We start from the raw sequence: 22867 nt of genomic DNA, 5'->3' as shown, positions 1-22867 counted from the left end.
AGCCCGGTACACGGACCGGAGCGGGAAGAAGGTCACGGCGCGGACGAAGGCTGTCGTGGGCGAGCCGGTGGTCGAGGTGCTGACAACGAAGTCACTCGGGGGAGTTCGTCCGGGGGCCGCGCTGAGCGAGCCGATCGTGGTGCGGAACACCGGCGAGGTGCCGGTCAGGGGACTGGTGCTCGAAGTCGGCCTCGAACGGCTGGAGTTCGAGGAGCGGAACGCCAACTGCCGTTATCCGGGGTTCTACAAGGCCACATCGCGGTCTGCGGGTTCCCGGATCTCCGCATCGCGCCCGGGCAGACCGTGACCCTCCAGCCCGCGCTCCGGCTCCGTACACCCAAGACGCAGATGTACGCCTCCTTCAACAGCGAGGCCCGGGCGCTCGACATGGGGCCGGGGTACGGGGGCGTCATGGCCGGTGGGGACCACCGTGACGGTCCGGCCCTCCGTCCTGTACGGCGCCCCCGGCACCAAGCGGACCTTCAAGCTCACCGCCCGCAACAGCGGCCCCGCCGACGCCGGCGCCACGGAGCAGCTCGTGTTCAGCCCGCCGCTCGGCATGGAGATGGTGAAGCAGCCCCTGCAGGAGTACGACGAGGACGCATACGAGCCCTGACCCTCCAGGACAGGAAACTGGCCCAGGACTGGTACGTCGGCGACCGCGACCCGGACCCGGGCAACGACAAGGCCGTCATCACGGTCCACCCCGGCCATTGAACTGCCCGGCCGGACGCCACGTACCAGTCACCGAGGGTGGCGTCGAAGGAAGGGCCGAGCAATTTCAGTTTCAGTGGATGTGAGAGCGAGCGCGGCACCCGTGCGACGGCAGGTGCTGGGGCTGGACGGTCTCCGCGGCCTGGCGGCGCTGTATGTGGTGCTGTTCCACTGCTGGCTGTACGCCTTCCCGGGGTATCCCGACAGTTCGGCGCCCCGGGTGCTGGACGTGCTGATGTTCGGGCGTATCGCCGTCGTCTTCTTCCTGGTGCTGTCCGGCTTCTCGCTCGCCATCTCCCCGGCCCGGCACGGCTGGCGCTCGGGCGGTGTCGCCCAGTTCCTGCGCCGACGCGCCTGGCGCATCCTGCCCCCGTACTGGGCGGCGTTGGCCATGAGCCTCGTCATCTCGCTGTTCGTGGTCCCGGCCTCGCACTACGGGCCACCTGACCGATCGTCAATTCTCGTCTACGGCCTCGTCCTTCAGGATGTGTTCTTCGCCCCGACCCCGAACGGCGCGTTCTGGTCGATCGGGGTGGAGGCCGAGTTGTATCTCCTCTTCCCCCTCATCCTTCTTGTCCGGCGACGGTTCGGCGCGGCCGCCGTGGTCGCGTGCGTGACGCTCCCGGTGATCGTCCGCGGACTGATGGCCCCCGGCGCGAACCCGGTCGAGGGCGACAACTGGCTCGCACCGCATCTCGCCCCTGTGTTCGTCGCGGGAGTGGTCGGTGCCGGCATCGTCGTCGCCTCGGAGCGGGTTCGTCGTCTGCCGTGGGGGTGGTTCGCCGTCCTGGCCGCCCTGCCCGTGCTGGCGCTCTGCTTCGTCCAGGGTTCCGTCTGGACGGTGCGCCACTACTTCTGGATCGACCTCGCCGTCGCTCCCGCCATGACGATGCTGATCGCCGCGGTCGCCACCGGCCAACCTGCCTTCCTCGTACGGCTGTTGACCACGCGACCCCTTCAGCGCCTCGGCGATTTCTCCTACAGCCTCTACCTGATCCACCTGCCGATCGTCCTGGTCGTGATCCGCCGAGTGGCCCCGCATTTCGTCGCGCCCGGGCTGCACACCTTCTGCTTCACCCTTCTCGTGGGCCTGCCCGTCTCGGTGCTGACGGCATGGTGCTTCTCCCAGATCTTCGAACTGCCCTTCAAGCGGAACCGGTCCTGGAAGTCCCTGATGGTTCAGTCCCGCCCCAGCACCACCGTCCCCGAGGAGCAGAACCAACCGCCCGTCCCGGAGGCGACTCCGAGTCGCGGCAAGTCGCCGTCCGCGCCCGTCACTTGACGAGCCCCGGCCTCCCCCCGCAACTGCCGCACCGCCTCCACCAGGAGGAACAGTCCCCGCATTCCGGGGTGTTGGGCCGACAGCCCGCCCCCGTCCGTGTTCACGGGCAACTCCCCGCCGACCACCCGCAACCGCCCCTTCTCCACGAAGGCACCCCCCTCGCCCTTCGCGCAGAACCCCAGATCCTCCAGCGTCACCAACGTCATGTAGGTGAACGCGTCGTAGATCTCCGCGAAGTCGATCTCCTCAGGCCCGACTCCCGCCCGCTCGAAGGCCAGTCGACCGCTCACCGCCGCCGGTGACACCGTGAAGTCCGGCCACTCGGACATCGCGGCATGCGAGACGTGCTCCCCGGTGCCGAGCACCCACACCGGTGCCGTACGGCAGTCCCGTACGTACTCCTCGGCGGCCAGCAGCACCGCCGCCCCGCCGTCGGACCGGATGCAGCAGTGCAGTTTGGTGAACGGGTCGGCGATCATCGGGCCGGAGAGCACGTCGTCCACGGTGATCGGGTCGCGGAACATCGCCTCGGGGTTCAGGGCGGCGTTCGCGCGGGCCTGTACCGCCACCTCCGCCAACTGCTCGATCGTCGTGCCGAATTCGAGCATGTGGCGGCGCGCGGCCATCGCGTACTTCGCGATCAGCGTGTGGCCGTAGGGGACTTCGAACTGGAGGGGGCCCCGCGCGCCGAAGGAGAGGTTGCCGGTCCGGCGGCCCGCCTTGATGTCGGCTCGGGCCGTCGAGCCGTAGGCGAGCAGTACGGCGTTCGCGTGGCCCGCCGCTATCGCGTCCGCCGCGTGGGCCGCCATGACCTCCCACGTCGAGCCGCCTACCGAGGTGGAGTCGACCCACGTCGGGCGCAGACCAAGGTATTCGGCCACCTCCACCGGGGCCAGCGTGCCCAGGCCCGCCGAGGCGAAGCCGTCCACCACCCCCCTGGCCAGGCCCGAGTCCGCCAGTGCGCGGCGGGCCGCCTGGGCGTGCAGGGCGTAGGGGGTCGTGTCCTCGACCCGTCCGCAGTTGGACAGGGCCACGCCCACCACGGCGACCTTGCGGCTCCCCACTGGCATGAGGGGGCCTCCTCCCTCTGTGCATATCGTGCCCGGACTCCTAATATGACGGACCGTCAGATCTGGAGGGAAGTGCCATGGACGCCAGCTTCACCGCCGAGCAGGACGAGATCCGCCGTACCCTCCGCGAACTGCTCCAAAAGCGGTGCGGTTCCGCCGAGTTGCGCGCCGCCGTCGACACCCCCGCAGGACACGACCCCACCCTCTGGACCGCCCTCGCCCAGCAACTCGGCCTGCCCGGACTCGCCTTACCCGAGTCCTACGGCGGTGTCGGCTGCTCGGCGATCGAACTCGCCCTCGCGGCAGAGGAGACGGGCCGTTTCCTGGCGCCCTCCCCGCTCCTCGCCACCGCCGTGCTCGCCGCGCCCCTCGTCCTCGCCCTCGGCACCGAGACCCAGCGCGCCCGGCTGCTGCCCCGCATCGCCGCCGGCTCCCTGACCGCCGCCCTCGCCGTACCCGGCACCGCCCTCACCACCGCCCTCACCCTCACCGGCGCCAACGGCGGGGAATGGGCGGGAGGCGGGCGTGCCGGCGGGGTGCAGGCCCGGCAAGTCGGAGACTCCGGGTGGCGGCTGTACGGGCAGGTCGCGCAGGTTCTCGACGGGCACAGCGCGGAGTTGCTGCTCGTCGCCGCCCATGCCGGAGGCTTCGCCCGGTCGCGGACCCTGCTGTTCCTGGTGGCGGGGGATGCCGTCGGGCTCGTGCGGGTACGGCAGACCTCCCTCGACGCGACCCGGCCGCAGGCTCGGCTCGAACTGCGGGATGTAGAAGCCGAGTTGCTCGGCGCCGATGACAGTCAGCAGACTCTGCGGGAGCTCTCCGCCACCGGCGACACCGTCGCCGCCGTGCTCGCCGCCGAAGCCGTCGGGGCCGCAGACCGGGCCTTGGAGCGGACCGTCCGCTACGTCAGGCAGCGTGAGCAGTTCGGGCGGGCCATCGGGTCGTTTCAGGCGGTGAAGCACCGGTTGGCCGATGTGTATGTGCAGGTGCAGGCCGCCAAGTCGGCTGCCTACTACGCCGCTTGGGCGACCGGTCAGGGGGAGCGGGCCGGTGGGCTCGCCCTCGCGCAGGCTCTGGAGGCCTTGCGGACCGCCGCCGCCGAGGGGATCCAGCTGCACGGCGGGATCGGGTTCACCTGGGAGCACGACGCCCATCTCTACTTCAAGCGTGCCGCCGGGGACGAGCTGCTATTCGGGCCGGTGCACCGGGTGCGGGCCCACGCCGCCGAAGGTGCGCACCTTTTCGAGAGCCGCGAGGTGACGGTGTGATCGGTGTGCGTGCGGTGCAGAAGGTTTCGTCGACCAGGGCGTTCGCGCGTATCGCCCCGCATCTCATTCCCGCCATGGACCGGGCCGTGCACCGGCTCACGCGCGGGAAGGTGCTGCTGAGTGCCCAGATGCTGCCGGGGGTGATCCTGACCTCGACCGGAGCGAGGAGCGGGCAGCCGCGGCGCAGTCCCCTCGCCTGTATGCCGGAGGAGGGCGGCTGGGTGCTCGTCGGGTCCAACTTCGGACGTCCCGGTCATCCCGCCTGGACGCACAACCTGCTCGCCCATCCCGACGCCGAGATCAGCTGGAAGGGTGCCGAGATCCCGGTCACCGCACGGCTGTTGGAGGGGGAGGAGCGGGCGGAGGTGTGGAAGACCGCGCTCGTCTTCTGGCCGCCGTATGCCACGTACCAGAAACGGGTGGAGCGGGAGATCCGGCTGTTCCGGGTCGTGCGGCGCTGAACTCGTCGTGGATGCAGGGCAGGCGGTGGTCCACCGGAGTGAACCACCGCCCGCGAGACAGGACTTGGGACCTGGAAGCAGGAACCGCTCCTACTTCGTCGGCTTCTTGCCGGTCACGCCCAGGTGGACCAACAGCGCCAGGTTCGGCTTGAGTTCAGCCTGCTTGACGCCCCATGTCTGGAAACCCTTCTGGTGCGAGGCGACGGCCGCGAGCATCGCGACCAGTGAACCGGCGACCGCCGCCGGGTTCACGTCCTTGTCGACCTTGCCCTTGGACTGCAACTCGGCGACCGCGTCCGAGAGGGAGTTGTTCACGGAGTTCAGGATCTTCATCCGGATCTTGTAGAACCGTTTGTCTCCCTCGGCGGCACCGAGATCGACGACCCTGAGGATCGCGTCGTTCCTGCGCCAGAACTCCAGGAAACCGTCCACGAGTTCCTGGGAGGTCTGCCAACCCGCCTTGCCGACCCATGACCGGCCGGCCAGCAGTTCGGTCAACTGCCCGCCCTCCGTGGCCATTTGCTCGGCGATCTCCAGGACGGCACCTTCGACGTCCGGGAAGTACTGGTAGAAGGTCGCGGGTGAAGTCCCCGCCTTCCGGGCGACATCGATGACTTTGACGTCCCGGTAAGGGGAGGAGCTGAGCATCTCGCTTAGGCAGTCGAGCAGCTTCTGCCGGGTCGCCTGCCCACGCCGGCCGGCCACGCGGCCGTCGACGGTACGCACTTGTCCTGTCATGCCGTCAGCTTACCGAGGGGTGATCGGAGCGCGATTCGGCCGACTGCAAATGGGGTGCACGAGGGTCCAGAGGGTGGTGTGCCTGGTCTGCGGGGTGCGTGCGTCGCCGTTACTTTGACGGTATGGCCGAAAACAGGGCATCCGCGTACGGAGAGGGCGTCCCCTGCTGGGTGGACGCGCAGCTTCCGGACCTGGCGGCGGGCAGGCGGTTCTACGGTGAGCTCTTCGGGTGGACCTTCGAGGAGGCGTACGGCGGCTCCGTATGGGCCCGCAAGGACGGCGAGGCCGTCGCGGCGCTCGCCCACAAGGCGGACGGGCGGATGCCGACCGTGTGGACGGTGTACTTCGCGACGCCGGACGTGGTGCGGCTGAGCGGGCGCATCCGGGAGGCGGGCGGGCAGGTCGTCATGGCGCCGGTTTCCTTGGGGGAGCTGGGCACCGCCGTTCTTGCCGCTGACACCGAAGGGGCCGTCTTCGGGCTGTGGCAGGCGGCCCGGCACCCCGGTTTCGGCACCCGGCACAAGCCCGGCACCTTCGGCTGGGCCGAGCTGTACGCCCGCGACACGGAGGCCGCCAACAATTTTTACGGCGGACTTTTCACAGACGCCCTCTTCGGACCGGATGCCGCCCCCGATTTCGGGCGGGCTCCCGTCTCCGACGTCTTCCCGGTCGAGATGCCGCCGCATTTCCTCGTTCACTTCCGGGTCGAGGACATCGAGCCTGTCCTGGGGGCCGTGCACCGGCTCGGCGGGCGGGTGCAGGTTCCGCTCTTCGAGACGTCGTACGGGAAAGTGGCGGTCGTCACGGACAATCAAGGGGCGTCGTTCGCACTGCTGCAACGCTGACACCTGGACGTTTGTCCGGAGATATGGCGAGACACCCCGATTAGTCGCCGGGTTCGCAACCTGTGGCCCGGCCAGGAAGAATCAGGGTGCGCGCCGTCATGGCGGTGCGGTGGTGAGACGCTGCACGGGGTCGCGTACATATGTGGGTGGCGTGGCCCGTACGGGGAGGTGGCAGGCAAGTGGTGGATCAGCTGACGCAGCACGATCCGCGGCGGATCGGGCCGTTCGAGGTGCTGGGACGGCTGGGCGCGGGCGGCATGGGGCTGGTCTATCTCGCGCGCTCGGCGTCCGGCCGCCGTGTGGCGATCAAGACCGTGCGGACGGAACTCGCCGAGGACCAGTTGTTCCGGGTCCGCTTCACGCGCGAGGTCGAGGCGGCGCGCGCGGTCTCCGGTTTCTACACGGCCGCCGTGGTCGACGCCGATCCGCGGGCCGCCGTGCCGTGGCTGGCCACCGCGTACGTGCCCGCGCCCTCCCTCGAAGAGATAGTGAACGAATGCGGGCCGATGCCGGCCCAGGCGGTGCGCTGGCTCGCGGCGGGGGTCGCGGAGGCGCTGCAGTCCATCCACGGGGCGGGTCTCGTCCACCGTGACCTCAAACCGTCCAACGTGCTCGTGGTCGAGGACGGGCCGCGGGTCATCGACTTCGGTATCGCCTCGGGTGTATCGAACACCCGTTTGACTATGACGAATGTGGCGGTGGGTACGCCCGCCTACATGTCGCCCGAGCAGGCCAAGGACTCCCGCAGCGTCACCGGCGCGAGCGACGTGTTCTCGCTCGGCTCGATGCTCGTCTTCGCCGCCACCGGACACCCCCCGTTCCACGGCGCCAACCCGGTCGAGACCGTCTTCATGCTGCTGCGCGAGGGCCCCGACCTCGCCGGCCTCCCGGACGAACTGCGCCCCCTCATCGAGTCCTGCATGCAGATGGAGGCCACCGGCCGCCCCAACCCGGCCGACCTCCAGGCCCAGCTCGCCCCGCACCTCTTCGGCTCCGGTTCCGACGACAGCGGTACGGCCTCGGCCTGGCTGCCCGAGCGCGCGGTGACCCTGATCGAGACCCGCCGCGGCGGCCGTCCGCCCGTGAAACCGACGCCCACCGCCGGCCGCAGCGGCGGTGGCGGGCGCGTTCCCGTACCGCCGCCGCCCTCCCACGACCCCGTCGTGCCCGTCCCGGCCGGCGCCCCCGACACCGGACCCGTACGACTGGCCGGCGCCCCGGTCCCGATCGGCCCCGGTCCCCGGGTCGCCGACGCCCGCGCCGCCGCCGTGAAGGCGCCCCCTCCGGAGGCCGGCCTGGTCGCCTCCTGGTCCCGGCCCCGCCCCGGCGTCAACGGCGCCGACCCCGCCGCCGTACCCCCGCCCCCCGCGCTGCCGCCGGAAACGGCCGCCGGCTGGCGCCCCTGGCGGTTCCGTATGTCGAACGACGTCTGGGGCACCCCGACCGTCGCCGGCGACCTCGTCTACGTCACCTCCTTCGAGGTGCACGCCCTGGACGTGCAGACCGGCCGCCGCTCCTTCAAGACCCGGGACGTCGCCTGGTCGATGGCGGTCGCGGACGGCCGTATCCACGCCTCGGACGGCCCCACCCTCTTCGCCCTGGACGCCCGCGAGGGCGGTGACCTGTGGCGGCTGTCCACCGATGCCTGGGTGTACTCGCTGAAGGCCGAGCGCGGCACCGTCGTCACCGGCACGCGCGGCGGCGGAGTGCAGGCCTGGGAGGCGTCCACCGGCCAGAAGCTGTGGCAGCTGACCGGCGCGCAGACCGACTTCGAGTCCCCGGAGGCGGGCCCGGCGCTGCACGACGGCACCGTCTACGTCTGGCAGGACGCCCGGCTGCGCGCCCTGGACGCCCGGACGGGCGACGAGCGCTGGGCGTACCCGATCGGCGACGCGGCCTCCTGCGGGGGCGTCCCCGTACGGATCAGCGCCGCACCCGACGGTCAGGTGTACGTCGCCGCGGGCACCCGCGTCCTCTCCGTCGAGGCGGCGAGCGGCCGGGTCCGCTGGCACTTCGAGGCCCCGGCCGTCTTCCTCTGTCCGCCCACCTTCGCCCCCGGCCCCGCGGTCACGGGCGGCGGCATCTACCTCGCCGACTACCTCGGCACGGTCTACGCCCTCGACGCCGCCGACGGCCGCGACCGCTGGCGCATCGCGACCGAGTCCCGGGCGTCGATCGAACCCGTCCTCGTCGCCGCCGGCCACGTCCACGTCGGCAGCGGCAAAGGGCTCTACACGCTCGACGCGGTCACCGGTACACCCAAGTGGCGCTTCCAAGCCGGCGGCGACATCGTGGGCACCCCCGCGGTCGCCGAGGGCCGCATCCACTTCGGCTCCACCGACCACCTCCTCTACACCCTCAAGGCCGACGACGGCCGCCTCCGCTGGAAGCTCGCGACCGGCGGCGAGATCACCGGCGCACCGGTGGTCAGGGACGGCGTCGTGTACGCCTGCAGCAAGGACCGCTGCGTGTACGCCCTCGACGCGGAGAAGGGCACGGGCACCGCAAGGACCGCGTGAGCGGCGCCCGTTGGCCCAGGTGGGTACCATGATCGGATGCATACGCGGGGGCGCAGGCTCAAACTCACGGCAGTACTGGCACTGACGGTTCTCACCCTCACCGGCTTCTCCACCGGACGGCACCACAGCAGCAGCCGTCACGGGAGCAGCGGTGGCGGGGGCGGGTGCAGCAGCTCCAGCCAGGACCACGACACGTCGACGTCATCGACGTCGGGCGGTTCGACGGGCGGCTCGACGCACCGTTCGCGGCCCACCTACCGTTCCACCCCCACGGCGACCTCGTCCGTCACCGCCCGGCCTCTGAAGGACGGCACCGCGGTGCTCAAGCGGTGCGCGAGCGTTGCCGACCCGTACACGACTGTCGAGGTCAGGAACCCGAACGGGCGCGAGGCGCTCTTCACCGTGAAGGTCGCGTACAAGGACAGGACCGGGTTCACCATGGCCGACGCCGGCAGCCAGGTGTCGGTGCCCGCGAACGGCAGGGCGACCCTCCGGATGGCCGCCGCCAGTACGGGGGCCCTGGACCGGCTCGATCACTGCGAGGTCGATCCGCGGGCCACGGCCGATCGGTGATGCGCCTCAGCGCCGCTCACCGGGTCCGGAAGCCGCCGTTCCGCCGGTCGGCGAACAACTCCGCCTGCCGTTCCGTCGGGAGGTTGCCGAGGGCGATGAGCGGCGGCGCCTGCGCGTACCCCTGCGCCCGCGCCGCCTCCTTCGCCGCCCACAACGCCCGTACGGTCCCCTGGACCCCCTCGGTCGGATACCCGGCGATGACGGTCGCGCAGGCCACGGCGGCCTCCAACGCCCGCCCGGGCTCGGTGAGTTCGGAGACCAGCCCGAGCTCGTACGCCCGCCGCGCGGAGATCCGCTCGGCCGTCCCCATGAGCATCATCCGCGCGACCTCGCCGTACGGCATCCGGTGCGCCATCAGCACCGACTCGTACGCGCTGACCATGCCGTACGTGGTGTGCGGGTCGAAGAACACGGCGGTCGGGTCGGCGACCACGAACTCGCTCTCGCCCAGCAGATAGAAGGCCCCGCCGCAGGCCATCCCGCGCACGGCGGAGATCACCGGCTTCCAGAGGTCGTTGGCCTTCGGGCCGATGTGCAGCAGCGGATCGTCCTGCATGTACGGCGAGCTGGGCTGCGGCACGACCGCGTCCCGGTCCAGCCCGGTGCAGAAGGCGCGCTCCCCGGCCCCGGTGAGGACGACGGCCCGCACGGAGTCGTCGAACCGCAACTCCCGCCATACGGCGCTGAGTTCGGCGGCGGTGGTGAGGTCGATGGCGTTGAGCCTGCGCGGCCGGTCGAGGGTGACGACGGCGACGCCGGTGTCCTTGTCGACGGAGACGTTGAGAGTCATGCCCGCTCCAGAACCCACTGCGGAAGCCCGCCCTCGTCGAACACGACCTGCACCCGCGCACCGATCCGAATCCGGCCGGGGGCAAGGGAGTTGAGCGCGGCCCCGGCCTCGCTGACGAGGTTGCCGACCAGCCGGATGCGCGGGGCGTCGACCAGCTCGACGACGATCACGTTGTAGGGCGCGACGGCGGCGTAGTCGGGAAGGAGCGGTGGATGAGGAAAGACGTACGACCACACCCGCCCCCGCCCGCTGACCTGCCGCCACTCGCTCGCGAAGGAGTGGCAGTGGGGGCAGCAGGGGCGGGGCGGGAAGCGGGGTTCGTCGCAGTCGGCGCAGGTCTGGACGCGGAGTTCGCCGTCGCGGGCGTACTGCCAGAAGGGGGCGCCGTCGGCGTCGGTGAGGGGAGCGAGCATGGCGGGTCAACTCCTCAGTAGCAGGGCGGAGGTGGGGACGCCCTCGCCCGCCGTCACCAGGCAGGTGGCGGCGTCCGGGACCTGGGCGGTGCTGGTGCCGCGCAACTGCCGTACGCCTTCGTTGATCAGGTTGAAGCCGTGGACGTACGCTTCGGAGAGGCCGCCGCCGCTGGTGTTCAGGGGCAGTTGGCCGCCGATCTCCAGGGCACCCCCCTCCGTGAAGGCGCCGCCTTCCCCCCGTCCGCAGAAGCCGTAGCCCTCCAGGGAGAGCGGGACGAGGGCGGTGAACGCGTCGTAGATCTGGGCGACATCGACGTCCTGCGGGGTGAGGTCGGCGTGTTTCCACAGGTGTCGGGCGGCGGTCCAGGCGGGGCCGGTGAGGGGGTCGTCGTTCCAGTAGTTGACCATGCCGTGGTGCTGGGCGGGGAGGCCCTGGGCGGCGGAGTGGACGTACACGGGGGTGCGCCGGCAGTCGCGGGCGCGCTCGCGGGAGACGACCACGCAGGCCAACGCCCCGTCCGTCTCAAGGCAGTTGTCGAAGAGGCAGAGGGGTTCGCTGATCCAGCGGGAGGTCATGTACATCTCGCGGGTGAGGGGGCGGTCGTACATGATCGCCGCCGGGTTCTGGTTGGCCCTGTTCCGGCAGGCGAGGGCGACGTTGAACAAGTGGTCCCGGGTCGCGCCGTACTCGTACATGTAGCGGCGGGTGAGCATGGCTATTTCGTCCGCCGGGCGGAGGAGCCCGAAGGGGCGGGTCCACTGGGCGGGGGTGGGGAGTTGGCGGGTCGTGTCGGTCCACGGTCTCGCCCCGCTGCCGCGCTTCCGGGACCGCCAGGCGACGCCGACGGTGGCCTGGCCGGCGGCGATGGCGGTGGCGAGGTGGGCGACAGTCGCACATGAACCCCCGCCCCCGTACCCCACCTTGCTGAAGAAGGTCAGGTCCCCGAAGCCGACCGCCTTCGCCAGCTCGACCTCGTCCGTCTCCTCCATCGTGTAGGAGGCGAGGGCGTCGACCTCGCTCGGGGCGATGCCCGCGTCGTCGAGGGCGGCGAGTACGGCACGACACGCCAAGGTCCGTTCGTCCTCGGGGAGTTGCCTGGCGAAGGAGGTCTGTCCGATGCCGACGATCGCGGTCGCGTCCTTCAGTCCGGCCATGCGCTGTCCGGCCATGCTCTGTGCACCTCCGCGTGACACCGGGGCTGCTGACAGGGCGTCAGGCTACAGCTAATCTGACGGGTAGTCAGCTAGCGGGTGTGGGGAGGCCGTTCATGGGCGGAGACGTGGAGTGGGACACCGTCCCGGGCCTGGTGCGCTCGGCCGCGGAACGGTACGCGGACGCCGAGGCGGTGGTGGAGGGCCGGACACGGATCTCGTACGCCGAACTGGGCGCGCGGGTGGAGCGGGCGGCGGCCGCCTGTGTCGCCAGTGGCGTGGAAGCCGGCGACCGGGTGGGCATCTGGGCGCCCAACTCGACGGACTGGATCGTCTCGGCGCTGGGCGCGGTGTCGGCGGGCGCGGTGCTCGTGCCGCTGAACACGCGCTTCAAGGGGAGCGAGGCCGCATATGTGCTGCGCAGCAGCGGGGCGCGGTTGTTGTTCGTGACCGGGACGTTCCTCGGGACGTCGTACGTGGCGTCGCTGCGGCGCGCGGCGGGGGAGGGGCCCGGGGACGGTCCGCTGCCCGGACTTCCGGCGCTGGAGCAGGTGGTGGTGCTGGCCGATGACGCGCCCGCCGACTTCCGTACCTGGAAGGACTTCCTGGCGGGCGGGGAGGGGGTGGGCGAGCCGGAAGTGTGGTCGCGGGCCGAAGAGTTGGACGGTTCGTCGGTCTCGGACATCATCTTCACGTCCGGTACGACGGGCCGCCCGAAGGGCGCGGTGATCACGCACGCGCAGACGCTGCGGGGATACGAGATCTGGAGCGACCTCGCGGGGCTGCGGCAGGGCGACCGCTACCTGATCGTGAACCCCTTCTTCCACACCTTCGGCTACAAGGCGGGCGTCATCGCCTGCCTCATGCGGGGCGCGACGATGATCCCGCAGCCGGTGTTCAACGTCGACACGGTGCTCGCGAACATCGCTGCGGAACGGGTGTCGGTCCTCCCCGGCCCGCCCACTCTCCACCAGTCCCTCCTCGACCACCCCGCCCGCGACGCGCACGACCTCTCGGCGCTGCGGCTCGTGGTCACGGGCGCGGCGGTGGTGCCGTTGCGCCTGGTGGAACGGCTGCGGGGCGAGCTGGGCGTGGGGACGGTGCTGACGGCGTACGGCCTCTCGGAGGCCAGCGGCATCGTGACGATGTGCCGGCGGGGGGACGATCCGGCGGTCATCGCGTCGACGTCGGGGCGCGCGATTCCGGGCACGGAGGTCCGGGTGGAGGCGGCTCCCGGTACCCCGGGCGAGGTACTGGTCCGGGGCTTCAACGTCATGCGCGGCTACTACGAGGACGCGGCGGCCACGGCCGAGGTGCTGGGCGAGGACGGCTGGCTGCGCACCGGCGACGTCGGCGTCCTGGACGACGAGGGCAACCTCCGCATCACCGACCGCCTCAAGGACATGTTCATCGTCGGCGGCTTCAACGCGTACCCGGCGGAGATAGAACAGCTCCTCGGCGTCCATCCCGACGTGGCGGACGTGGCGGTGATCGGCGTACCGGACACACGGCTCGGCGAGGTCGGCAAGGCGTACGTCGTACGGCGTCCGGACGTGACGCTGACCGGCGACGACCTGATCGCCTGGGCGCGACGGGAGATGGCGAACTACAAGGTGCCGCGGGAGGTGGAGTTCGTGGGGGAGCTGCCCCGGAACGCGAGCGGGAAGGTGGTCAAGGGGGAGCTGCGGGGGCGGTGAGGGATCATCCCCCTCGGCGCCTCCCGTCAGGGCGGCGCGGTTCGGGAGTCCCGGACCGCGTCCGGACACACATCGGCCGCGACGGCTCCCCCTGGGCCGTCGCGGCCGATCCCCCGTGCTGGGAGAAGGTCTAGCTGGGGTCGGACGTGATGTGCGTGTTGTCCGGTGTGGCCGTGCCGTCGTCGTCCGCGGCCACGACGCTCTCGACGTCCGTGATGTGCGTGTTGAGCGGCTTGAGGTCGCCGGTCAGCTTGGTGTCGGTGATGTGGGTGTTGTCGGGCGTGACCGTGCCGTCGTCGTTCGTGGTGTCGCTCATCGTGCTGCCCCTCGTTGGAGATCGCGTTCAGACTGTCGCGGGCCCATCCGGTCACTCCCCCGAGGATGACCGGATGGGCCGCTGGAGCCGCCACTCTAGATCTCGGAAGTGGCGGCCTCACCGCCGGTCCGTCTGCCCCCCGACGCGACGGCCCGATACCCAGAAGAGTGCCGTGCGGCGATAAACGATTGATGAACGCCCCCGGCCCCGGCAGACGTCCCCCGCGACACCCCCGGCAACGCTGCCCGCGACCCCCTCGGCAACGCCTCAGGCGCAGTCCGCCCCCGCGCGCGTCAGCAGCGCCCTGACCTCCGCCGCCTCCGGGGACTCCAGCCGCTCGTAGATCTCCAGCGCCTCGGTCCAGCAGACCTGGGCGCGGCCGGACTGGCCGATGCCGTCCAGGGCCTTGCCGAGGACGGTGAGGACGTTCCCGCGCCGCCACTCGCCGCCGATCTCCCGGAGCGGGGTCAGCGCCATCTCGGCGTTGGCCGCCGCCTGGGCGGGACGCTGGGCCAGGAGGTCCACCTCGGCTAGGCGGAAGAGGGTCATTCCCTCCCACAGGCGTTGCCGGCTCGTGCGGAAGACGGTCAGCGCCTGGTTGAGATGCGCGACCGCGTCGGCCGGCTGGCTGTTCTTGCCGAGGGCCAGCCCGAGGGCGTAGTGGCCGTTGGCCGCCTTGAGGGTGTGCCCGAGTTCCTCGTACATCTCGGTGCCCTGGCGGGCGAGGCCGACCGCGCTGTCGGCGCGTTCCGTCTGCAGGTGCAGGCGGGAGAGGTTGCACAGCGCCGACGCGGCGCCGGAGAGGTCGCCGCTGGCGCGCCAGGTCGCGATGGCCCGCTCCAGGAACTCCTCGGCCTCGTCGTAGCGGCCCTGGTAGAAGGAGTAGATGCCGATGAGGTTCGCCGCCCAGCAGCACGGCATCGCGTCGTCGGAGGCCTCCGACAGGGCGAGTGCCTGCCGTGCCTCCTGGTAGGCCTGCTCGAACTGCCCGGAGAAATGGCGGGCGTTGGCCAGCACCAGGATCGCCCGGCCCTCCGCCCGGCTGTCGGCGGCCTCGCGCGCCGCGTCGCGCAGGAGGGCGCCGGCCGCCTCGTACTCCTTGAAGTTCGCCCCGGACTCCGCGAGGTCGACCGCGGCCCACAGCAGGTCGACGGCCCGCCGCAGCGTCGTACCGCCCGCCGACTGCCGTACGCAGGCCAGCAGCGGCATCGCCTCGCCGTAGAGCCAGTCCTGGGCGGCGCGGCGATCGGGGAAGACCAGTCCGTCGACGCCGGTCTCCTCCAAGTGGTCGACCAGCCGGTCGCCGGGGCGCTCGATGCCGTAGACCCCGGCGGCCGTCGCCAGATAGAAGTCCAGCAACCGCGAGAGCGCCGCCCCCCGCTCCGTGGGCGACGACTCGTCCCGTTCCGCGCACGCACGCGCGTAGAGCCGCACCAGATCGTGGTACCGGTAGCGGCCGGGAGCCGCCGATTCGACAAGTGACGTGTCTACGAGGGATTCCAGCACGTCTTCCGTGTCCTCGACCGGGAGGTCCAGCACAGCCGCGGCCGCCGCGAGGGAGATGTCCGGGCCGTCCGCGAGGCCCAGCAGCCGGAAGGCTCGTGCCTGGGCCGGCTCCAACTGGCCGTAGCCCAGCTCGAATGTGGCCTTCACGGCGAGGTCGCCGGCCTGGAGTTCGTCCAGCCTCCGGCGTTCGTCGGCGAGTTTGGCGGCGAGGACGGAGACCGTCCACGTACGGCGGGCCGCGAGGCGGGATGCCGCGATGCGGATCGCGAGGGGCAAGAAGCCGCACGCCGCTACCACGTCCAGGGCCGATTCCCGTTCGGCGGCGACCCGTTCGGCGCCGACGATCTTTGTGAAGAGCTGCAGCGCCTCCTCGGGGGACATCACATCCAGGTCGATGAGATGTGCTCCGGCGAGGTCCACCATCCGTACGCGGGACGTCACCAGCGCCGCGCAGCCCTCCATGCCGGGGAGGAGGGGGCGTACCTGGGCCGCGTCCCGCGCGTTGTCCAGCAGCACCAGCACCCGGCGGCCGTCCAGCACCGACCGGTACAGCGCCGACCGTTCCTCCAGGGAGTCCGGTATCGCGGAGTCCGGGGTGCCCAACGCCCGCAGGAACGCGCCCAGTACGGTCTCCGGTTCGGCGGACCGGGAGCCGGCGCCCTGGAGGTCGACGTACAACTGGCCGTCGGGGAAGGCGGATCGGGCCTGGTGGGCCACATGGACGGCGAGGGTCGTCTTGCCGACGCCGCCGATTCCCGCCAGCGCCGACACCGCCATCACGCGGCCCTCCGCCGAGGCCAGGACGTCGCTCAGTTCGGACACGAAGGACACGCGGCCGGTGAAGTCCGGGACGGTCGCCGGGAGTTGGTGGGGGCGGACCGGGGTCGCCACGGTCTCCGCCGCCGGTGCGGAGGGCTCCGCGAGGCCCGGGTCGGCCTGGAGGATGCGGTTCTGGAGTTCGCGCAGGCCGGGGCGCGGGTCCACGCCCAGCTCGTCGGCGAGCAGGCGCCGGGTGTCCGCGTACACGGCCAGGGCCTCCGCCTGGCGGCCGGAGCGGTACAGGGCGAGCATCAGCAGCTCGCGGAGGCGTTCGCGGAGCGGGTGGGCCGCGGTGAGGGCGGTCAACTCGCTGACGGCCTCCGCGTGGCAGCCCTGCTCCAGGTCCATGTCGAGGCGGGATTCGAGGAGTTGGAGCCGCCACTCCTCCAGACGGACGCGCTGCGCCTCCGCGTACGGGCCCGGGAGCCCGGCCAGCGGCTCGCCGTCCCACAGGGCCAGCGCCCGGCCCAGCAGGTCCCGCGCATGGCACAGGTCACCCGCCGACTTCGCCTTCTCCGCCCCGGTCGCGAGGTCCTGGACCTCGGCCACGTCCAACGCGCCCTCGGGCAGCCCTCGTACGGCGTACCCGCCCGACTCGCTGACCAGGACCCCGGCGTCCAGCGCCTTGCGCAGCCGGGACGCGTACGTGCGCACCGCGGCCAGCGCCTGCGACGGAGGGTCGTCACCCCAGAGGGCATCGATCAGCTCACCGGCGGTCGCCGTCCGGCCCTCGCGCAGCAACAGCGCGGCCAGCAGGGCGCGTTGCTGCGGCGAGCCCGTGTTCAGCGAAACAGGGCCCCGCCAGGCACGTACCGGACCGAGCACGCTGAAGCGCAGCGCGGTCGACTCCTCCGAGCCGGACCCGGGGCGCCGCTGCTCCGGTACTCGCGGTCCACCGTCCATCGCCGTTCCCCCTAGGCAAGCCTGTTCACTACGACAGTTTGCCTTGTCCATGGCGGATGCGTCAGCTCTCGGACACACCGCTCACAGGTGGCCGCGCGGGATATCACAAGCCCCTCACACCGCCTCCGCACAGACCCGCACACAACCGAGCACCCCGAACCCGGATCCAGCTAGCTGACGGGTCGTCAGATCGGCGCTACCGTGAGCGCCATGGACACCCAGAACCCCCGGCAAACCGACCAGGCGACCCTCCCTCTGATCATCTCCGTCGACGACCACACCGTGGAGCCCGCCGACGTCTGGCAGCACCGGCTGCCCAAGAAGTACCTGGACACCGGCCCTCGCATAGTCCGCGCGCCACTGAAGGAAATGACGTTCCTCGGCGGCCGGTTCAAGCCCGTCATGGGCGAGCCCGGCGACGACGGACCCATCGGCGACTGGTGGGTCTACGAGGATCTGCACCGCCCCCTCACCCGCCTCGACACCGCCGTCGGCTACAGCAGGGACGAGATCAAGCTCGAAGTCATCACTTACGAGCAGATGCGTCCGGGGTCGTACGACGTCCCGTCCCGGCTCGCCGACATGGACGTCAACCACGTCCAGTCCGCCCTGTGTTTCCCCACCTTCCCCCGCTTCTGCGGCCAGACGTTCACGGAGGCCGCCGACCGCGAACTCGGCCTGCTCTGCGTCCGCGCCTACAACGACTGGATGGTGGAGGAGTGGTGCGGCCCGGAAGCGAACGGCCGCCTGATACCACTGCCCCTCATCCCTTTGTGGGACCCGGAGTTGGCCGCCGCGGAGGTCCGCCGCAACGCGGCCCGCGGCACCCGCGCCGTCGCCTTCTCCGAGATACCCCCGCACCTCGGCCTGCCCTCCATCCACACCGACGACTGGGACCCGTTCCTCGCCGCCTGCGCCGAGACCGGCACGGTCATCGCCATGCACATCGGCTCCAGCAGCCGTATGCCCTCCACCTCCGCCGACGCGCCGCCCGCCGTCGGGTCGACGATCACCTTCGCCAACTGCTGCTATTCCATGGTGGATTGGCTGATGAGCGGCAAGTTCGAACGCTTCCCGGACCTCAAAGTCATGTACGCGGAGGGCCAGATCGGCTGGATCCCCTACATCCTGGAGCGCGCCGACGTGGTCTGGGAGGAGAACCGCGCCTGGGGCGGCGTCGCCGACAAGGTCCACCGCCCGCCGTCCGAACTCTTCACCGAGCACGTCTACGGCTGCTTCTTCGACGACGCGTTCGGCCTCAAGAACCTCGACTCGATCGGCGTCGGGAACGTCCTCTACGAGACCGACTACCCCCACTCCGACTCCACTTGGCCCAAGTCCCGCGAGGTCGGCGAGGCGCAGATGGGTCACCTGGCACCGGACGTGGTCGAGCGGATCGTACGAGGCAACGCGATCGAGCTGCTGGGCCTGACGCCGGACGGCCTGTGGGAGGGCCCCAAGTGAGCGGCCTCGCCTACGGGATGCAGTTGCCCGTCCAGTCCCAGAGCACCATCTACGCCGAGCCCTGGGAGGCCGACGCCGGTCCCGCCGACCTCGTCGAGATCGCCCGGGCCGCCGACCGTTCGGGCTTCGACTACATCGCGGGCTGCGACCACGTCGGCGTCCCGCGCCGCCTCGCCGCCGCCATGAGCACGATCTGGTACGACCCCGTCGCCACCCTCTCCTACCTCGCGGGCGTCACCGAACGCGTCCGACTCCTCAGCCATGTCGCGGTCGTCGGCCTACGGCACCCGCTGCTCACCGCCAAGCAGTACGCCACCCTCGACCACCTGAGCGGGGGCCGGCTGGTCCTCGGGGTCGGTGCCGGGCACGTACAGGAGGAGTTCGAGGCGCTGGGGGTCGAATTCGAGCGGCGCGGGCCGGTCCTCGACGAGTCGATCGACGCGTTGCGTGCCGCGCTCGGGCCGGACGAATTCCCCGAGCACCACGGCAAGTTGTACGACTTCGAGGGGCTCGGGCAGCGGCCCCGGCCCGCGCAGGAACACGTCCCCCTCTGGGTCGGCGGATCGTCCCCCGCCGCCGTACGCCGGGCCGCGCTCAAGGCGGACGGGTGGCTGCCGCAGGGCGACCCGCGGGACCGGCTGCCCGCGCAGATCGAGCGGATACGGCGGCTGCGCGAAGAGGCCGCCGCAGAAGGGCCGTTCGTGTTCGGGGCCATCACCGAGCCGCTGTACGTCGGCGATCCGGGGTGGGAGGTCGGGCGGCGCACGCTCACCGGAGCGCCCGAGGTCCTCGCCGAGTCCCTTCGCGCCTACCGGGCGATGGGCGTGGACCAGATCCAGGTGCGGTTCCGCTGTCGGGACCGGGTCGAACTCACCGACCAGATAAGCGAGTTCGGGACCGAGGTGGGGCCGCTGCTCTGATCACGCCTGTGATCACAACCTGTTTGAACACGGTTACGCCGCGCCGCGTATGTACGGACGTACGGACGTCATGGCTCCGGCGGAAGGACCCCCGAAGTGCGATCCTCCGAGCGACTCGTGGTTGCCGTGGCCTCTGTGGGGGTCACCTGGCCGCACGCGGACTGGCCGCCCCCGGACGATCCGTATGTGGACCGTGTGGTGCATGTCGCCCCGCCTCACGACCGGTTGGCGGAGACCACGGCGGACGTCGTCGTGCTGCACTGCGAGGATCCCGCCGTGTCCTTTCCGGGGCTGCTGGAGGTTCTCCGCACCCGGAGTGTCCCGGCGGTCGTGGTCAGTCCGCGCCGGGACACGGAAGCGGTCGTCGAGGTGTTCCGGGCCGGGGCCGGCTATCTGGTCGAGGGCGACCACTGCCCCGAGATGATGTCCTCGGCGATGGTGGCGGCCACCGTCGGGCACACCTACCTCTCGCCGTCGGCGACCGCCGCCCTGCGGGAAGGGGCCCGTCGGATGACCGCGAGCGACGAGACGACGGAGCGGTTGCGTGCCCTGCTCTCGCCGCGCGAGCAGCAGATCATGGAACTGCTGTCGACCGGGCTGGGCGCACAGCAGATCGGGCGGCGATTACGGCTGAGCGAGAAGACCGTCCGCAACAACCTCAGCAACATCTATGCCAAGTTGGACGCCAGGAGCGGCACGGACGCGGTCCTGCGGTGGCTGGGAGCCACGCCCGTGCTTCGCACCTGAGAACAAACCGGGAACCCGGCCGGAATCCCTTTCCGGGGATCAGGGCGCCGGGACCTCCGACAGCGGTATTTCCACGTCGGTGACATCGGCGCCGCCCTGACCGAATCCGGCCTCTTCGGACTGGAGGGCCTTCGTGGAGTTCGGGACGGCGTCGGCAGCGGTGGTTTCGCATGTCACGTTCCGCAGCCAAAGGCGCCCGTCGGGCGTTCCGTTGTTCAGGATCTGCGGATAGAAGACATGCACGGTCGCCGCGCCCTCGCTCGGCGCGAAGAACACCGTCTGACCGTCCTGTGCCTCTTTGTACGTCGCCTTCAGGAATCCGCTGACATCGGTGCGCTTGGCGGACCACATGAAGAAGGCGGTGCTGTCCGGCTGCACGGTGTCCGTGCGGCTGAACGCGAGGGTGGTCGTCTTGTCGTCGCGCGTGATGTTGATGGTCGACGTGCTGAATTCCAGGCCGACTTCGAAGAGCGAGCTACCGAGTTTCGTACCGGCCTCGGTGACGGTTCCCTCCTCGACCTGAAGGGTTCTCGTCACGGACGTACTCACGTTGAAGGTCTTCGTCGCGGTGCTCGTGGAACCGCAGTTGTCGGACACCGGGGAGACGCGTTCATTGGGACCGAGGCTGTTCGCCTTGAACTGCACGTCCACGAACTCGCAGTTGGCCAGTCGGTCGGAGTCAGCGGAACAGTCGGCGCTCACTTCGGACGGGGTGGCGGCATTCGCCTGGTTCATCAGCGGGACGATCACCGCGAGTGCCGCCACGGGGGCCAGGGCGAGGGTGATGCGCTTCTTCTTGCTCCGGTGGCTTCTCGTGCGGCTGGTCCGGGTCATGGGTGTCTCCAGTGGGGGTGAGGTGAGCTGAAGTGGCCGTGAACTGGTGTTACTTGACGATCTTCGGGAAGCTCAGCAGTCCTCCAGGACCGCCTTGGAGGTGCCGTCCACGACACCGGGAGCACCTGCGGCGCCGGGCAGGATGACGGGGCCCTCGACGACGTCCGGGGCCACGAAGTTCTGTTCGGGGGAAGGGTTCACGGCGAAGCTGCCGGGATCGGCGTCGATACGCACCCGCCATTCACCGGTCATGCGCTGCAGCTTCGGCGTGAACTCCATGTGGAGCACCTTGCCGACCGGCACGTCCCGCGCCTCCGTGTCGCCGGCCGTCGCCGATTTCACGGTCATGTCGAGGGTGCCCTTGTGCTTGGTCCAGGACCCGCTCAGGAATCCGAAGAGGCCGCCTGCGGCGCCCTGTTGGGTGGAGACGTACTTGCCCTGACCCTGGGCCGCGGTCGACGACCAGGTGATGGATACCTTGGCCGGATCGGTGGCGTTCGGCTCGCAGTTCGGGAAGTCGACGGACGCCTTTTCGGTGGGTCCGTCGAAGGTCTCGAAGTTCGTCTCGACGAAATCGCAGTTGTCGGCCTGGAAACCGTCCGCGAAGGCGCCGCCGAAATCCTCCACGGTCCGTTGTTCGCCGTTGACCACCGCGGACCTCTCGCACATGGTCATGATCTGGTCCGGCGTCTTCGCCTCGGCCGCGTTCGCCGACGGCAGCAGGGCGACGACGGCCCCGCCGGTGGCGAGTGCCGCGCCGATCGCCACGTACCTGACTTTCCTGTTGCGCAATCTCCTCTTTGCCATGTCCGGCATTCTTCGAGCCAAGACGAGGTATGGACAGGGTCAAATGTCCCTACTCCACGGTCACTTGACGTGTGCTTGCGCACTCGAAGTGTGCTTGTGCAAGGCCTCTCTTCTGTGCAAGGAGTCCGCCTCCTCCATCTGACGCTACGTCAGATACGGCGCTACGATGCCCCGCATCCACCGATCCCGAGGAGGCCCGCATGGGCAAGCTGGACGGGCGCGTCGTCATCGTCACCGGGGCGGCGCGCGGGCAGGGGGAGCAGGAGGCACGGCTGTTCGCGGCCGAGGGCGCGAAAGTCGTCGTAGCGGATGTGCTGGACGAGCAAGGGGAGGCGCTGGCGAAGGAGTTGGGCGCCACCGCGTCCTACGTCCATCTCGATGTCGGCGAGGAGGCGGACTGGCGTGCCGCCGTGGGGGCCGCCAAGGAGGCGTACGGGCGGATCGACGGGCTGGTCAACAATGCCGGGATCCTCCGGTTCAACTCCCTTGTGGACACGCCGCTTGAGGAGTTCATGCAGGTCGTGCGGGTCAACCAGGTGGGCTGCTTCCTGGGGATCAAGACTGTGGCGGCGGCGATGGAAGACGGCGGGACGATCGTCAACACGGCCTCGTACACGGCGGTCACCGGGATGGCCGCGGTCGGGACCTACACCGCCACCAAGCACGCGATCCTCGGGCTCACCCGGGTGGCCGCGCTGGAGCTGGCGAGCCGGCGGATCCGGGTCAACGCCGTCTGCCCCGGGGCCGTGGACACCGCGATGTCCAACCCGGCGCGGCTCGACCCGGACGTGGACCCGGAGGAGATGACCCGGGCGCTGGACGAGCTGTACCGCAAGCTCGTGCCGCTGGGCCGGATCGGGCGGGCCGACGAGGTGGCGCGGCTGGCGCTGTTCCTGACGTCGGACGACTCGTCGTACATCACCGGGCAGCCGTTCGTGATCGACGGGGGCTGGCTGGCCGGGGTCAGTGTCATCTGACGGCATCCGACGTCATCTGACAGGGCGTCATCTATTGACGAATCTGACGCAG

Annotated in this window: 22 protein-coding genes; 13 read left to right on the top strand and 9 right to left on the bottom strand. The window is 70.6% G+C overall.

The annotated features are described in order from the left end of the window. Window positions 1-55: 55 nt before the first annotated feature. The 3 genes from ACGFY9_RS05765 (at window position 56) to ACGFY9_RS05755 (ending at window position 1996) form a co-directional block, all read left to right on the top strand. Window positions 56-307 (top strand): hypothetical protein, encoded by a 252-nt coding sequence (locus tag ACGFY9_RS05765; RefSeq protein ID WP_393752311.1) that lies wholly within the window; start codon window positions 56-58, stop codon window positions 305-307. Window positions 308-430: 123 nt separating this feature from the next. Beyond that, window positions 431-616: a hypothetical protein gene (locus ACGFY9_RS05760; RefSeq protein ID WP_393752309.1), complete on the top strand. Its 186-nt coding sequence runs from the start codon at window positions 431-433 to the stop codon at window positions 614-616. A gap of 201 nt (window positions 617-817) precedes the next feature. Then, window positions 818-1996, top strand: a complete 1179-nt coding sequence (locus tag ACGFY9_RS05755; protein ID WP_393752307.1) for an acyltransferase family protein — start codon at window positions 818-820, stop codon at window positions 1994-1996. Here ACGFY9_RS05755 and ACGFY9_RS05750 read toward each other — a convergent pair. Continuing rightward, a complete protein-coding gene (locus ACGFY9_RS05750) occupies window positions 1894-3066 on the bottom strand; it encodes an acetyl-CoA acetyltransferase (RefSeq protein WP_393752305.1) in 1173 nt (390 codons plus the stop codon). The genes ACGFY9_RS05755 and ACGFY9_RS05750 overlap by 103 nt on opposite strands. A 77-nt stretch (window positions 3067-3143) precedes the next feature. Between ACGFY9_RS05750 and ACGFY9_RS05745 the strand changes: the two genes are divergently transcribed. Together ACGFY9_RS05745 and ACGFY9_RS05740 are read left to right on the top strand one after the other, a co-directional pair. Next, entirely contained in the window at window positions 3144-4334 is a 1191-nt protein-coding gene (locus tag ACGFY9_RS05745) for an acyl-CoA dehydrogenase family protein (protein ID WP_393752303.1), read from the top strand. Further along, a complete protein-coding gene (locus ACGFY9_RS05740; RefSeq protein WP_393752301.1) occupies window positions 4331-4795 on the top strand; it encodes a nitroreductase/quinone reductase family protein in 465 nt (154 codons plus the stop codon). Before ACGFY9_RS05745 ends, ACGFY9_RS05740 begins: the two co-directional genes overlap by 4 nt. 90 nt (window positions 4796-4885) lie before the next feature. Here ACGFY9_RS05740 and ACGFY9_RS05735 read toward each other — a convergent pair whose 3' ends face one another. Continuing rightward, on the bottom strand, window positions 4886-5521 hold the full coding sequence (locus ACGFY9_RS05735) for a TetR family transcriptional regulator (protein WP_318021707.1): 636 nt from the start codon (window positions 5519-5521) through the stop codon (window positions 4886-4888). Window positions 5522-5655: 134 nt separating this feature from the next. Between ACGFY9_RS05735 and ACGFY9_RS05730 the strand changes: the two genes are divergently transcribed. From ACGFY9_RS05730 to ACGFY9_RS05720, 3 genes are all read left to right on the top strand, one after another. Beyond that, complete coding sequence (locus tag ACGFY9_RS05730; protein WP_393752299.1) at window positions 5656-6378, top strand: VOC family protein; 723 nt, start codon at window positions 5656-5658, stop codon at window positions 6376-6378. Between the two features lie 179 nt (window positions 6379-6557). Then, window positions 6558-8897, top strand: a complete 2340-nt coding sequence (locus ACGFY9_RS05725) for a PQQ-binding-like beta-propeller repeat protein (protein ID WP_393752297.1) — start codon at window positions 6558-6560, stop codon at window positions 8895-8897. A gap of 36 nt (window positions 8898-8933) precedes the next feature. After that, window positions 8934-9470, top strand: coding sequence for a hypothetical protein (locus ACGFY9_RS05720; RefSeq protein WP_393752295.1), 537 nt, complete (start codon window positions 8934-8936; stop codon window positions 9468-9470). 16 nt (window positions 9471-9486) lie between these two features. Here ACGFY9_RS05720 and ACGFY9_RS05715 read toward each other — a convergent pair whose 3' ends face one another. The 3 genes from ACGFY9_RS05715 to ACGFY9_RS05705 are packed head-to-tail and all read right to left on the bottom strand — an operon-like array spanning window position 9487 to window position 11828. Beyond that, window positions 9487-10260, bottom strand: coding sequence for an enoyl-CoA hydratase/isomerase family protein (locus ACGFY9_RS05715; protein WP_393752293.1), 774 nt, complete (start codon window positions 10258-10260; stop codon window positions 9487-9489). Beyond that, window positions 10257-10673 (bottom strand): Zn-ribbon domain-containing OB-fold protein, encoded by a 417-nt coding sequence (locus ACGFY9_RS05710; protein WP_393752291.1) that lies wholly within the window; start codon window positions 10671-10673, stop codon window positions 10257-10259. The genes ACGFY9_RS05715 and ACGFY9_RS05710 overlap by 4 nt, the downstream gene beginning before the upstream one ends. A gap of 6 nt (window positions 10674-10679) precedes the next feature. Then, window positions 10680-11828: a lipid-transfer protein gene (locus ACGFY9_RS05705; protein ID WP_393752845.1), complete on the bottom strand. Its 1149-nt coding sequence runs from the start codon at window positions 11826-11828 to the stop codon at window positions 10680-10682. Window positions 11829-11941: 113 nt separating this feature from the next. Between ACGFY9_RS05705 and ACGFY9_RS05700 the strand changes: the two genes are divergently transcribed. Beyond that, the gene (locus tag ACGFY9_RS05700; RefSeq protein WP_393752289.1) at window positions 11942-13522 is read left to right on the top strand and encodes a FadD3 family acyl-CoA ligase; all 1581 of its coding nucleotides are present in this window, start codon (window positions 11942-11944) and stop codon (window positions 13520-13522) included. Window positions 13523-13652: 130 nt separating this feature from the next. On the opposite strand, the gene ACGFY9_RS05695 is transcribed toward ACGFY9_RS05700, so the two are convergent. After that, window positions 13653-13838, bottom strand: a complete 186-nt coding sequence (locus ACGFY9_RS05695; protein ID WP_393752287.1) for a hypothetical protein — start codon at window positions 13836-13838, stop codon at window positions 13653-13655. Between the two features lie 267 nt (window positions 13839-14105). Further along, window positions 14106-17066, bottom strand: coding sequence for a BTAD domain-containing putative transcriptional regulator (locus ACGFY9_RS05690; protein WP_393752285.1), 2961 nt, complete (start codon window positions 17064-17066; stop codon window positions 14106-14108). A 210-nt stretch (window positions 17067-17276) separates the two neighbouring features. Here ACGFY9_RS05690 and ACGFY9_RS05685 point away from each other — a divergent pair, with 210 nt between their 5' ends. The 3 genes from ACGFY9_RS05685 (at window position 17277) to ACGFY9_RS05675 (ending at window position 20197) form a co-directional block, all read left to right on the top strand. Next, window positions 17277-18530 (top strand): amidohydrolase family protein, encoded by a 1254-nt coding sequence (locus ACGFY9_RS05685; RefSeq protein WP_393752283.1) that lies wholly within the window; start codon window positions 17277-17279, stop codon window positions 18528-18530. Window positions 18531-18547: 17 nt separating this feature from the next. Next, window positions 18548-19450 (top strand): LLM class F420-dependent oxidoreductase, encoded by a 903-nt coding sequence (locus ACGFY9_RS05680; protein ID WP_393752844.1) that lies wholly within the window; start codon window positions 18548-18550, stop codon window positions 19448-19450. Between the two features lie 96 nt (window positions 19451-19546). Beyond that, window positions 19547-20197: a response regulator transcription factor gene (locus ACGFY9_RS05675; protein ID WP_393752281.1), complete on the top strand. Its 651-nt coding sequence runs from the start codon at window positions 19547-19549 to the stop codon at window positions 20195-20197. Between the two features lie 39 nt (window positions 20198-20236). Here ACGFY9_RS05675 and ACGFY9_RS05670 read toward each other — a convergent pair whose 3' ends face one another. Together ACGFY9_RS05670 and ACGFY9_RS05665 are read right to left on the bottom strand one after the other, a co-directional pair. Continuing rightward, window positions 20237-21031, bottom strand: coding sequence for a hypothetical protein (locus tag ACGFY9_RS05670; protein WP_393752279.1), 795 nt, complete (start codon window positions 21029-21031; stop codon window positions 20237-20239). A gap of 72 nt (window positions 21032-21103) precedes the next feature. Beyond that, the gene (locus ACGFY9_RS05665; protein ID WP_393752277.1) at window positions 21104-21838 is read right to left on the bottom strand and encodes a hypothetical protein; all 735 of its coding nucleotides are present in this window, start codon (window positions 21836-21838) and stop codon (window positions 21104-21106) included. Between the two features lie 200 nt (window positions 21839-22038). On the opposite strand from ACGFY9_RS05665, the gene ACGFY9_RS05660 reads away from it, so the two are divergent. Further along, a complete protein-coding gene (locus ACGFY9_RS05660) occupies window positions 22039-22815 on the top strand; it encodes an SDR family NAD(P)-dependent oxidoreductase (protein ID WP_393752275.1) in 777 nt (258 codons plus the stop codon). Window positions 22816-22867: the final 52 nt, after the last annotated feature.

This window comes from Streptomyces sp. NPDC048504, from assembly GCF_043200035.1.
GTDB lineage: Bacteria > Actinomycetota > Actinomycetes > Streptomycetales > Streptomycetaceae > Streptomyces.
This window is presented reverse-complemented; position numbering and strand designations above follow the sequence as displayed.